The 11,333-nt window shown below is 58.4% G+C and carries 11 protein-coding genes; 3 read left to right on the top strand and 8 right to left on the bottom strand.

The features are described from left to right. Positions 1-92 precede the first annotated feature (92 nt). Genes AABB92_RS17065 through AABB92_RS17075 form a run of 3 tightly spaced genes read right to left on the bottom strand, consistent with a single transcriptional unit; the run spans position 93 to position 2,920 of the window. Positions 93-1,379, bottom strand: coding sequence for a TRAP transporter large permease (locus AABB92_RS17065; RefSeq protein WP_031376522.1), 1,287 nt, complete (start codon positions 1,377-1,379; stop codon positions 93-95). Between the two features lie 13 nt (positions 1,380-1,392). Then, positions 1,393-1,899, bottom strand: coding sequence for a TRAP transporter small permease (locus AABB92_RS17070; RefSeq protein WP_031376523.1), 507 nt, complete (start codon positions 1,897-1,899; stop codon positions 1,393-1,395). A 49-nt stretch (positions 1,900-1,948) separates the two neighbouring features. After that, entirely contained in the window at positions 1,949-2,920 is a 972-nt protein-coding gene (locus tag AABB92_RS17075; protein WP_046289249.1) for a TRAP transporter substrate-binding protein, read from the bottom strand. 353 nt (positions 2,921-3,273) lie between these two features. On the opposite strand from AABB92_RS17075, the gene exbB reads away from it, so the two are divergent. The 3 genes from exbB to tcuC all read left to right on the top strand — a co-directional run bounded on the left by exbB (position 3,274) and on the right by tcuC (position 5,983). After that, the gene (gene exbB / locus AABB92_RS17080; protein WP_031376524.1) at positions 3,274-3,996 is read left to right on the top strand and encodes a tol-pal system-associated acyl-CoA thioesterase; all 723 of its coding nucleotides are present in this window, start codon (positions 3,274-3,276) and stop codon (positions 3,994-3,996) included. A gap of 6 nt (positions 3,997-4,002) precedes the next feature. Further along, the gene (gene exbD, locus AABB92_RS17085) at positions 4,003-4,425 is read left to right on the top strand and encodes a TonB system transport protein ExbD (protein ID WP_031376525.1); all 423 of its coding nucleotides are present in this window, start codon (positions 4,003-4,005) and stop codon (positions 4,423-4,425) included. A 235-nt stretch (positions 4,426-4,660) separates the two neighbouring features. Beyond that, positions 4,661-5,983 carry an MFS transporter gene (tcuC, locus tag AABB92_RS17090; protein ID WP_031376526.1) on the top strand — a complete coding sequence of 441 codons (1,323 nt, stop codon included), beginning with the start codon at positions 4,661-4,663 and terminating at the stop codon, positions 5,981-5,983. Here the strand turns inward: tcuC and AABB92_RS17095 are convergent. The 5 genes from AABB92_RS17095 to AABB92_RS17115 are packed head-to-tail and all read right to left on the bottom strand — an operon-like array spanning position 5,980 to position 11,242. After that, complete coding sequence (locus tag AABB92_RS17095; RefSeq protein WP_031376527.1) at positions 5,980-6,957, bottom strand: Csu type fimbrial protein; 978 nt, start codon at positions 6,955-6,957, stop codon at positions 5,980-5,982. The genes tcuC and AABB92_RS17095 overlap by 4 nt on opposite strands. Beyond that, positions 6,954-9,401, bottom strand: coding sequence for a fimbria/pilus outer membrane usher protein (locus tag AABB92_RS17100; RefSeq protein ID WP_046289247.1), 2,448 nt, complete (start codon positions 9,399-9,401; stop codon positions 6,954-6,956). The genes AABB92_RS17095 and AABB92_RS17100 overlap by 4 nt, the downstream gene beginning before the upstream one ends. A gap of 7 nt (positions 9,402-9,408) precedes the next feature. Next, complete coding sequence (locus AABB92_RS17105; RefSeq protein ID WP_031377791.1) at positions 9,409-10,107, bottom strand: fimbrial biogenesis chaperone; 699 nt, start codon at positions 10,105-10,107, stop codon at positions 9,409-9,411. Positions 10,108-10,134: 27 nt separating this feature from the next. Beyond that, positions 10,135-10,650 carry a Csu type fimbrial protein gene (locus AABB92_RS17110; protein WP_046289279.1) on the bottom strand — a complete coding sequence of 172 codons (516 nt, stop codon included), beginning with the start codon at positions 10,648-10,650 and terminating at the stop codon, positions 10,135-10,137. A 22-nt stretch (positions 10,651-10,672) separates the two neighbouring features. Further along, the gene (locus AABB92_RS17115; RefSeq protein ID WP_031377793.1) at positions 10,673-11,242 is read right to left on the bottom strand and encodes a spore coat protein U domain-containing protein; all 570 of its coding nucleotides are present in this window, start codon (positions 11,240-11,242) and stop codon (positions 10,673-10,675) included. Positions 11,243-11,333 lie beyond the last annotated feature (91 nt).

An 11,333-nucleotide genomic window follows, 5' to 3' on the forward strand; every position in this document is an offset into this window, starting at 1 on the left:
AAACGGCCAGCAGGGTTGAGACTCAATGGCGATTATCAGAGTGCGTCGCAGGATAAAAATCGGGCCCGCTAACGGACCCGATTTGGTTGACGCTACATCACGCCCATCAGGCGCGGTAACCAGAGGGAGATGGCCGGAATATAGGTAATCAGCATCAGCACAATAAACAGCATGCCGTAAAACGGCAGCATCGCGCTGACCACCTGCTCGATTTTCTGCTTGCTGACCGCACTGGCGACAAACAGTACCGTACCAACCGGCGGGGTGATCAGGCCGATCCCGAGGTTGGTCAGCATGATCATGCCGAAGTGAACCGGATCGATGCCCAGTGTCGTCGCGACCGGCAGCAGCACCGGCGTGAGGATCAGAATCAGCGGTGCCATATCCATCAGCGTACCGACCACCAGCAACAGAATGTTGATGCACATCAGAATCACATACTTGTTGTCCGACAGGCTGGTAAACGCTTCAGTGATCAGGGTCGGCAATTGCATAAAGGTCATCACCGCGCCAAACCCGGCGGCGAAGGCGATCAGCACCATCACGATGGTGACGGTTTTAATGGTGCGGAACAGCAGGATATGCAGCTGGTTCCATTTAAAGTCACGATAGATAAACATCGTTACGAAGAAGGCCCAGATACAGGCAATCGCCGCAGACTCCGACGCGGTGAAAATACCGGACAGAATCCCGCCCATAATGATCACCACGGTGAACAGGCCCCAGAACGCATCAAAGAAGATCTTCAGCGCCTGACGAAATGGGATCCGCTCGCCTTTCGGGTAGCCGCGTTTACGGGCAAAACCGAGGCACATTATCATCAGACAGCCACCCAGCATCAGGCCAGGTAAGATACCGGCGACAAACAGCGAAGAGATGGTGACCAGCCCGCCGGTGGCCAGCGAGTAGATTACTGAGTTATGACTGGGCGGGGTTAATACCGCCTGCACCGAACCGCTGGCGGTAACGGCGGCGGCGAAGTCACGCGGATAGCCTTTCTCTTCCATCTGCGGAATCATCACCGAGCCGATCGAGGCGGTATCGGCCACCGATGAGCCGGAAATCGCGCCGAAGAAGGTTGAGGCGACGATATTCACCAGCGACAGGCCGCCGCGGATGAAGCCGACAAAGATGTAGGCGAAATTGACCAGCCGTCGGGCGATGCCGCCTTCAGCCATGATCGCCCCGGCGAGAATGAAGAACGGAATGGTCAACAGCGAGAATTTGTTAATGCCGTTGGTAATCTGAATCACCACCGCTTCCAGCGGCAGATCGATCCACCAGGCGCCGATAAAGGCGCTCAGGCCGACCGCAAACGCCACCGGAAAACCCACCAGCAGCAACGCCAGCAAACTGCCTAATAAAATCAATGCGTCCATCTTCTGCTCCGGATTAGTGGGTGCCGCCCAGCGTGACAATCGGCCGCTGGCTTTGATCGCCGGTCAGCAATCGCTCAACAACAAACAGCAGGGTAAAGAGCGCGCCAATCGGGATCGGCAGATACATCTCGCCATAGGTAACGGCGGGTAGCGAAGCCAGCGACTGCACCCACATCGCTTCACACAGGCTGTAGCTGGCCTGAAAGATTACCAGGCAGGTGATAATCATCAGCAGATCGCAGACCCGCAGCAGCAGACGCTGCAGGGCAGGTGACAGCCGATCGGTCATCATTGAGACGCAGATATGGGTCCCGGCGCGTAAGCCGACCGGCGCGCCGATAAAGGTAAAAATGATCATGCAGATAATGGCGACCGGTTCCGGCCAGGAGAGCGCCCCGTTCATCACGTAGCGGGCAAAAATCCCAATCGGGATCACCGTTACCATGATCATCAGCGCCACGGCGGCAACCAGCATGCACAGCAGATAGAGCCCATCCATCAGACGCGTATAAGCAGCCATAATTGATACCTGATTAAGCACGCCACACGGCAGTGTGGCGCGGGAAGGGTTATTTCACGTCAGCGATCCGGGTCATCAGATCCTGATATTTGCCGCCAAACTGATCGCGCACCGGCTGGGTGGCTTTGACGAAATAGTCGCGGTCAGTTTGCTGGAAGGTGACGCCGCCGGCTTTCATCTTCGCGATCGACTGTTCGGTATAGGTTGCCCACAGCTGACGCTCTTCATCCTGCGCCTCTTTACCGAGTTTCTTCAGTAGTGCCTGATCGTCAGGCTTGAGACGATCCCAGGCGCGTTTCGAGAACAGAATCATCTCTGGCTGAATGAAGTGGCCGCTCAGGGTGTAGTACTTCGCGACTGGCATATAGTTATGGGCGACAAAGGTCGGTGGGTTATTCTCGGTGCCGTCAACCACGCCGGTCTGCATGGCGCTGAACACTTCGCTGACGCCCATCGCCACCGGGTTGGCACCCATCGCTTTCAGCGTGGCCAGGGAGATGGCGCTGTTCTGTACCCGGATTTTCATGCCTTTCAGATCTTCGGGCTTCGCCAGCGGTTTTTTGGTAATCATGTTGCGTTCACCGGCGTCGGTCCAGCCGAGAAACACCATCCGGGCGTTGGGATCTTTATCGAATTTGTCGGCAATCTCTTTGCCGATTTCGCCATCCAGTACTTTGTGCATATGGTCGACGTCGCGGAAAACATAGGGCAGCGTCAATACGCTGGTTTCCGGCGCAATGCTGGTGACCGGTGCCAGCGATACGCGGATCATATCGATTGCGCCCAGCTGCACCTGCTGCAGGGTCTGATCTTCATCGCCCAACACGCCGCCGGCATAGAGCTTCATCTCCAGCCGTCCATCAGTTGCCTGCTTCAGTTTGTCGCCCATGTGTTGCAAAGCCACCACGGTGGGGTAGCCAGCCGGCTGCACTTCTGCCACTTTAATCACCTGTGCCGAGGCGGTGGCGCTCACCATCATTGCCGCCAGGGCACATGCCAGGCGTGTTTGGGTCATTCTCATTATGTTGTCTCCAGCAGAAGAAGGGCGGCGCTCAGGAATCCGGCGTGTGTAGCAAGGGGCCGCGTGCAGCCAGCATAGTGAAAACTGCCGCCGGAGAAATGCGCCGATGCTGATTGAATGAATGAGATCACATTTTGAAACGTTGTTTTAATAAATTTTCACGCAACATCACATTTTCGAAACGAACCTGCAACCTCTGGTGATATTGACGGCGTGGCAGGGCACAGCGAGTGCCAGAGTTTGTAAATACTAATGAGAACGACTATCAATTCGCCGTTATTTTGCTATTATTCGCGCTTGTCTCGCATCCCTGTAGATGAAGTTGGAGAAGCAGCGTGGTAGCCAGTGATTTGATGCAAACGGACCTCTCCGTTTGGGGCATGTATCAACATGCCGATATCGTGGTAAAGGTGGTCATGATTGGCCTGTTATTGGCCTCAGTCGTGACCTGGGCGATCTTCTTTGGCAAATATGCCGAACTGAGCGCCGCTAAACGTCGCCTGAAGCGTGAGCAACTGGCGCTGGGTGAAGCCCGCAATCTGAATGACGCCGCCCGCATTGCCCGGGAGTTCACCGCACACAGTCACAGCAGCGTGCTGCTGAATGACGCGCAGAACGAACTTGAACTCTCCGCTGGCGTTGAAGACACCAACGGCATTAAAGATCGTACCAGCTTCCGCCTTGAGCGCCGCGTTGCCGCCTTTAGCCGCCATGCCGGCCGGGGCAACGGCTTCCTGGCGACCATCGGATCGGTCGCGCCGTTTATCGGTCTGTTCGGCACCGTGTGGGGCATCATGAACAGCTTCATCGGCATCGCCAAAACCCAGACTACCAATCTCGCTGTCGTTGCACCGGGTATCGCGGAAGCGCTGCTGGCAACGGCAATTGGTCTGGTGGCAGCGATTCCGGCGGTGGTGATCTATAACGTCTTTGCCCGCATGATCGCTAACTACAAAGCCTCGCTCGGTGATGTGGCGGCGCAGGTGCTGCTGTTACAGAGCCGTGATATTGACCTGGGAAACGTCGCCACTGACGTTCCGCGTCCTGCGGCGACCCAGAAACTGCGCTTAGGGTAAGCTGTTATGGCCATGCGATTAAACGACGACCTGGAAACAGATGGCGAAATGCATGAGATCAACGTGACGCCGTTTATCGACGTGATGTTGGTTCTGCTGATCATCTTCATGGTGGCGGCGCCGCTGGCAACTGTCGACGTGCGCGTTAATCTGCCTGCTTCCACCAGCGCCCCGCAGCCGCGTCCGGAAAAACCGGTTTACCTGTCGATCAAGGCCGATAAACAGCTTTATGTCGGTAACGATCAGGTGACGCCGGAATCGCTGGTCAGCGTGCTGACCGGTCAGACCGGCGGCAACAAAGAGACCACCATTTTCTTCCAGGCGGACAAGTCGGTGGATTACGAAACGCTGATGAGCGTGATGGATCAACTGCGTACCGCAGGCTATCTGAAAATTGGTCTGATGGGCATGGAAACCGTGAAGAAATAGCGGGTTAACCGGCACAAAGAGAAGGCGGCTGATTCAGCCGCCTTTTTTATTGCCTCAGCCAGACCAGACGAAATCAGGCGAACCGGCTGTTACACCGATCGGTTATGCTGGTGAAACAGTCATGTTAATTATTTGTTACCACTCAACACAGTTTTGTCAAGTGCAATGGTGAGCCAGCTCACATTATTGCCGCATCAGGCAGGCTAAAACGGCTAAAAACCTTCAGGAAGCCGTTATGAGTCACACCCCGTCTTTACAAAAGTCGCCCAAAAGCGCGGCCAGAACCATCTTCAACGTTACCAGCGGTAACTTTCTCGAAATGTACGACTTTATGGTGTTTGGCTATTACGCCACCGCCATTGCCAAAACCTTTTTCCCGGGCGACGACCCGTTCGCCTCACTGATGTTAACGCTAATGACCTTTGGTGCCGGCTTCCTGATGCGTCCGCTCGGGGCGATCATTCTGGGGGCGTACATTGACCATCATGGCCGCCGCAAAGGTCTGCTGCTGACGCTGGGTCTGATGGCGATCGGTACGCTGACGATTGCGCTGGTGCCTGGCTACGCCACGCTGGGCGCGGCGGCACCGATACTGATCCTGCTCGGCCGCTTACTGCAGGGCTTCTCGGCAGGCGTTGAGCTGGGCGGCGTCTCGGTCTATCTGGCGGAAGTGGCGCCAGAAGGACGCAAAGGGTTCTTTGTCAGCTGGCAATCCGGCAGTCAGCAGATTGCGGTCATTTTTGCCGCGTTGCTCGGCCTGGCGCTGAATCATCTGCTGGCGAAAGAGGCGGTCACCGAGTGGGGCTGGCGCATTCCGTTTGTGGTCGGCTGCCTGATCGTGCCGTTCCTGTTCTATATCCGCCGGATGCTGGAAGAGACCGAAGCGTTCAGCAAGCGTAAACACCATCCGCGGATGACCGAGATTATGCGTTCGGTGGCCAGTAACTGGGCGCTGGTGCTGGCGGGGATGCTGATGGTAGTCACCACCACCGTGATGTTCTACATGATCACCGCGTTTACGCCGACCTTCGGCAAAACGGTGCTGATGATGAGCGATAAGCAGGCGTTCCTGGTGACGCTGTGCGTCGGCATCTCTAACCTGATCTGGCTGCCGCTGATGGGATCGCTGTCAGACCGCATCGGCCGTCGCCCGCTGCTGATCGTCTTTACCCTGCTGATGATTGCCACCACCTGGCCGGTGCTGCACTGGCTGGTGGGATCGGCCAGCTTCGCTCACCTGCTGGAAGCGGAACTGTGGCTGTCGTTTCTCTATGCCAGCTATAACGGGGCGATGGTGGTGTATCTGGCGGAAATCATGCCCGCCGAGGTGCGCGCTGCCGGTTTCTCTATGGCTTACAGCCTGGCGACTGCGCTGTTTGGCGGCTTTACCCCGGCGATTTCCAGCTACCTGATCCACGCCACCGGCGACAAAGCGATGCCGGGTGTCTGGCTGACCTTCGCCGCCGTCTGTGGCTTAATCGGCACGCTGCTGATTGGCCGGATGGTGAAGCAGTATCAGGCGCGCCACAGCGGTGCACCGGTCAGCGCCTCGCTCTAAAATGACAAATCCACCACCACGCTGTCGCTGTAGTTTCCGGCTGGCGGCGTGTTCTGGCTGGTCAGGACCCGCGCGGTGTAGTTAAAGCCGCGCGTCAGTCCATCTGCCGAAACCGCCGACGAGGTGGTGCTGCTCCAGCGCTCAGTCCCGCCCGGCCCCCAGCGGTTGCTGGTAGTGCTTTTGTAGATCTCATAGCTCAGTCGATTTGCGCCACTCGCCATGTTCCTGACGCTGCCGACCGGATAGCTGCCGTTGCTCAGGCCGACGGTATAGGTGCTGCCTTTGCTGCACAGTACGTTGATGGTCTGTGACACGCTGGAGAAGCTGCCGACCAGCGGCGCACTGCCAAAGCTGATATTCGGCGCGGTAATGGTGGTGCAGTCATTAGTCAGGATCGCCGTGACGGTAATCGGAATCACCCCGCTGCCGGTCTGTTCGCTTAAACAGAGATTACCGATCGCGATACTGGTACAGATGCGGTAAGTGACCGCCATATTCAGCGTCACCTGATATGTGCCCGCCGCGACCACCTGACCGGGCACGGTGCGCAGATAGATCGGAATCGTGAAGTTCAGGCTGCCGAGCAGGCCAGCCAGGTTGATCAGGGTTTGCGAACCATAGACAAACGGGGTGCCACCGACCGTCAGTTCAGTAGCGCAGGCGCTGTCGGTACAGAGCCGGACCGGTACATTGTCGCTGCCGGTATCGCCGCTGCGCTTCAGGATGCCGCGGGTGCCGTTACTGTTGGTGGCACCGGTCAGCTGAAAGGTGATCTGGTTATTGCCCAGCAGCGACAGCGCCGCACCGGCGCCACAGTTGACGTTGGCGTTGGTAGTGACAGCGCTGACGGTGCTGTTGGCGACAAAGGTGGTGACGGAGCCGAAGCTGGCCGTAGAGGCGGGCAGGGCGCAAGCGGCGTAGCCGAATGACGGCAGCAGCAACAACAGGCCGGCGAATAGCAGACGATTTATCATGGTGAGTTTCCGGTAGTAAAAGCATCAGCAGGATGGGCGGCGCTGCCAGCCGCCGCTGCCGGCAGCGCGCAGGTCAATGGCCCATAGGTTCTCAGCGCCTGCGGCTGACCGCCGGCAATTTGCAGTTCGGTATCACAGTGGCGGCCATCCGGCGTCACGACCTGTATCGGATTGCTGGCGGTCAGATCTTCCATCCAGACAATGCCATCCCAGCCGACATATTCGGTGGCGTGATTGGGGCGCTGCACCAGGCTCGACACCGGCAACGGCTGGCCCTGCGCATCGTGCAGGATCACGCTGGCGGAGCGCAGTTTTTCCACCGGGAAGTTGAGCAGATAACCGCTCTGACGTTTCACGGCAAAACGCTGCTCTACCCGCGGTGTGGTCATATCCGCGGGCAGGTCGAGGGTATCGATATCATATTTGGCCGGATAGTAGCTGCTGATCGACGGCACCAGCAGATAGCCCTGCTGATTGGTGCGGCCCATCGACTGGTTCTCGTAACGGACCGTGACGTCGGGATAGTTGGTTTTGACCAGCACAAAGGCGTCGTTAATCTCATTGGCGATAAACAGACTGTTGTCCATCAACACCAGCGCGCCGGAGAGGTCAGCCCACTGGGTGGTATTGTCATCATCGCCATAAAAGCCCGCCGAGGTATCGATCTGGTTGTTGCGATAGCGCAGACTGCCCTGACGATAATCCCCGCTGTCGCCGCTCTGATTGGCCCACGAGGCGTCCCAGGCGATGCCGCCGTCGCTGGGCATAGCGCGCGAGACATAGAGCCGCTGATTATCGCGCCCCAGCTGGTCGCGTTCGGTGCTGATGGCGGCACTGCCCTGTTCGCCGAATGGGATCACCAGCGAAATAGCACCGGTCCAGCTTTTTTCCTGCTGATCGCGGCTGGCTGAAACATAGAGGCTGCTGTTACCCCACAGATTTTTACTCCACGAGAGGTTCCATAACCGGGTTCGATCGCCGCGGCCACCGGTGATGTCGATATAGGCCGCGCCGACGCTGCCGAAGCGGTTGAGCGACACGCTGGCGCTGTACTGGGCGCTGCGGCGCGACAGCGCATAGCTGCTGCCGGCGTCAGTGCCGGCGCGGCTGCCGACCAGCGCCAGATTGCCAAAGTCGCGGCTGCGCTGTGTTTGCTGGGTACCGAGGTTAAACCAGCGGTTGTTGTACTGATAACCCCAGCTGTACTGCGTGCCGGTCTGGCCGTCGAGCTGGCTTTGCGCCACCGCGCCATTCACCACGCCCCAGCTGCCGACGCGCAGCAGGCCGCCGACGCCGCCCATTGCCAGACTGTCGCTTCCTTCAGCGTGGCTCTCCAGCGTCAGCCAGTCGGTCATACCGTAACGATAAGACCCGCTGGCCGCCGCCGCGCCATAATCAAAATTCTTTATCCCGTAGTTCTGGCGGATCGCCCCGGCTGAAAACGCGTAGTCGGACAATCCCGACTTCAGCAGGCTGCTGGAAACGTAGAATGGCAGGGTGGTGGTGATGCGCCGGCCAACCGCATCGGTGGTGGTGATCACCGCATCACCTGCGCCATTCACAAACGGTACGTTGGTCAGTGACCACGGCCCCGGCTGCACATTCGCCTGGCTGGAGCGATAGCCGTTAATAAACAGATCGACGGTCGAGGGCACAGCGGCCTGGCCGGAAAAGGCGGGCAGCGGATAGGTCACCAGATCGGGACGGACACCAAAGTCACGGCCAATCCGGACGCCGCCCAGCCGCACGCTGTTACTCCAGGCCAGTGAGTCGGTCACCAGGTCGCCGACCTGCCAGCTGATCGCCGCATTTTCGTTTTCATTGCTCCACCAACTGTCGTAGCGGATATAGCCGTCATCCTGATAGCTGTTGCTGCCCTCCAGCTGCTGCTGCCAGACGCCGTTGCTGGAGAACTGTCCGGCCGCACCAAACAGCCGCAGCTCGTTCCAGGCGGAAAGGCGGGTGCCGCTGTTATCGGTCCGGCTGGCATAGAGGTCGTAATTGATCAGCGCTCCATTGCTGGTGCGTCCGGGGTAGCGCGGTCCGTTTTGCGCCTCGCCAATCACCTGACCCGGCAGCCAGCCCGGCGGTACGGTGAGCAGCAGGCGCTGCCGCGCATCGTCATACTCTACTTTGACCTGCGGCAGCGCGCTGACGTCGATTTGTGGCTGCTGGCCCAGCTTATCCAACGGCAGACCGGCGCGCTGCAGGTCGCCACTGCGCAGCCAGAAGTGGCCGTCACGCTGCTCGACCGTCACGATGTCACCGCGCGCCTGCTGGTTAACCACCAGCTCCAGCATATATTGCTGACCGTTTCCCTGGTTTTGCAGACTGGGCGGCGGCGGCAGGGATGAGTAGGTCTCCGCCAGCGTGGTGCCCGGCGTCAGACAGCAGAAGACGCTGGCAACCGCCAGCGTACAGCGATGGAGGGGAAAAGGTTTCATCTGGCGCTTACTTTAGGGCAGCGCTGCGCCACGAATTCTTATTCACCTCTGCCACCAGTTCACCGCTTACCGCCGCGTTCAGCGGCCAGCGATAGGTGCTGTTAGCCAGCACGTAACCGTATAAGCCTTCGCCCAGCTTGCGGCCACCGACGGTGACGTTACTGAGGCGGGCATGCCCGTTGCCGCGGTTGGTTAGCTGTAACCAGCGTTTGCCGCCATCGCTGAGCGTCTGCCAGCTGAGATCGGGGCGGGCGCTGTCGGTGTTCAGGCCGTCGCCATAGACAAACAGCGGCACCGAATAGCGCATCTGGAAGGTCAGGCCGGCCTGGTTTTCACCCGGCTGGCGTGGCGTCGGGATCTCATCCAGCACCACCCGATAGGCCAGTTCATGACCGGCAGCCGGTGGGGTCTGCTTGATCAGCCGGACTAACTGCTTCTGGCCGGGCTCCATCCGTACCATCGGTGGACTGGCAACCACCTGCTGCTGCGTCTGGTACTGCTCCTGGCCATTGACCTGCTGCCAGCTGAAGACCCGAACCTGCATCATGGTGGTGGTGTTGCCGCGATTCTCCAGCCACAGCTCGCTAGCCTTCTCCGTCGGGTTGATGGCCGGATCGATCGGCCAGATCATCACCGAGTTGGCGGCAAAGGCCGGCGGCAGCAATGTGGTGCCGATCAGTAATAGCAGGGCGCGCAGTGACTTCATCGTCGTTTCCTTGTTGTTAATCTCGCCTCACCAGCTCAGGGTGACGGTCAGGGTGTCGGTATAGACGCCGGCGCGCGCGGTACCCGGCAGTTTTAGCTGGCCATAAATCGGCAGCGTAATGTTATTGGCATTGCTGTAGCTCAGCGGCACCGCCTGATTCACCGGAATGACCGTGGTGCGACTGGCGTTGCTGTAGAGCGTATAGGGAACGGTATTGCTGAAGTTCGGCAGTTTCAGGTTGCGCGTCGTGGTGTAATTGTTGCCCTGGTTAATGCTCATGCTCAGCGTGGTGCCCGGCGTGCAGGCGAGGTTGAGGGTAGTGCTTTGCACATAGCTGGCGCTGACAACGCTGGTTGACACTCCCGACTGGGAGCCAAAATTGAGCGTGCCAAAAACGCCGGTATTGGTACCGGATATCACGCAGCCTGCCACAATCGAAGCGGTTACCTGGAAAGTGCTGGTCGGCAGACTCCAGGCGCTAACACTCCATATCAGCAGGGACAGACCGCGTGCAATTGTCAGGCAGGACCGCGTGACAGCCACCCACATTCACCCGTGAATGCAGTTAATAGTTCACGGCGACGTTGATGGTATCGGTGTAGGTGCCAGCCGGGATCAGCGGATTGAAACCGCCGCCGATGACCCGACCGTAAATGGCATAGTTAGTGCCTAAGGTCGGATCGGTAGTGCCGCTGGCCGCAATCGGCGTGTTATTGGCAATCGCCGTGGTAAATGAGGCATCGCTATACAGCGTATAGGCGATTCCCTGAGCGTTATCTGAGCCCAGAACCAGATAGCGCGGTGAAGTGGAGGCCGTACCATAGACGGTGGCGGGCGCAGTATTACTGCTGGTGACCACCACGTTATAGTCCTGACCGGTGGTACAACGGACAAAAATACCGTTACCCGCCGCGCCGACCAGCGTGGCGTTCAGGGTATCGAAGGTTGCCGCACTGCTACCGAAGTTTAAGGTACCGAAATTAACCCCGGCGGTGGCTGACTGACCGTTGACCAGACAACCGGTGGTCAGCGTCAGCGTCGCGTTGATGGTTCCCGAGGTGGTCGCCGCCAGCGTTAATGACGGAAGTGCTGTGGAGATGCCCGCAGCGGCCAAAAGAAAAAGCTTGAATTTCATAATCATTCCTTACCGATTATCCAGAGTCAGTGCTTTTTCACCCGGTGTTAATTTAACGGTTCAACCCAAAAATAGAGAAAATAATCACAAC

Origin of the sequence: Pantoea brenneri (assembly GCF_038594305.1) — a bacterium.
GTDB classification, from domain to species: domain Bacteria; phylum Pseudomonadota; class Gammaproteobacteria; order Enterobacterales; family Enterobacteriaceae; genus Pantoea; species Pantoea brenneri.

Bases quoted from the DNA above. Each gene is read 5' to 3' on its own strand.
- AABB92_RS17070 (WP_031376523.1), bottom strand. From the start codon at position 1,899: ATGGCTGCTTATACGCGTCTGATGGATGGGCTCTATCTGCTGTGCATG.
- AABB92_RS17065 (WP_031376522.1), bottom strand. From the start codon at position 1,379: ATGGACGCATTGATTTTATTAGGCAGTTTGCTGGCGTTGCTGCTGGTG.
- AABB92_RS17100 (WP_046289247.1), bottom strand. From the start codon at position 9,401: ATGAAACCTTTTCCCCTCCATCGCTGTACGCTGGCGGTTGCCAGCGTC.
- tcuC (WP_031376526.1), top strand. From the start codon at position 4,661: ATGAGTCACACCCCGTCTTTACAAAAGTCGCCCAAAAGCGCGGCCAGA.
- exbB (WP_031376524.1), top strand. From the start codon at position 3,274: ATGCAAACGGACCTCTCCGTTTGGGGCATGTATCAACATGCCGATATC.
- AABB92_RS17075 (WP_046289249.1), bottom strand. From the start codon at position 2,920: ATGAGAATGACCCAAACACGCCTGGCATGTGCCCTGGCGGCAATGATG.
- AABB92_RS17105 (WP_031377791.1), bottom strand. From the start codon at position 10,107: ATGAAGTCACTGCGCGCCCTGCTATTACTGATCGGCACCACATTGCTG.
- exbD (WP_031376525.1), top strand. From the start codon at position 4,003: ATGGCCATGCGATTAAACGACGACCTGGAAACAGATGGCGAAATGCAT.
- AABB92_RS17115 (WP_031377793.1), bottom strand. From the start codon at position 11,242: ATGAAATTCAAGCTTTTTCTTTTGGCCGCTGCGGGCATCTCCACAGCA.
- AABB92_RS17095 (WP_031376527.1), bottom strand. From the start codon at position 6,957: ATGATAAATCGTCTGCTATTCGCCGGCCTGTTGTTGCTGCTGCCGTCA.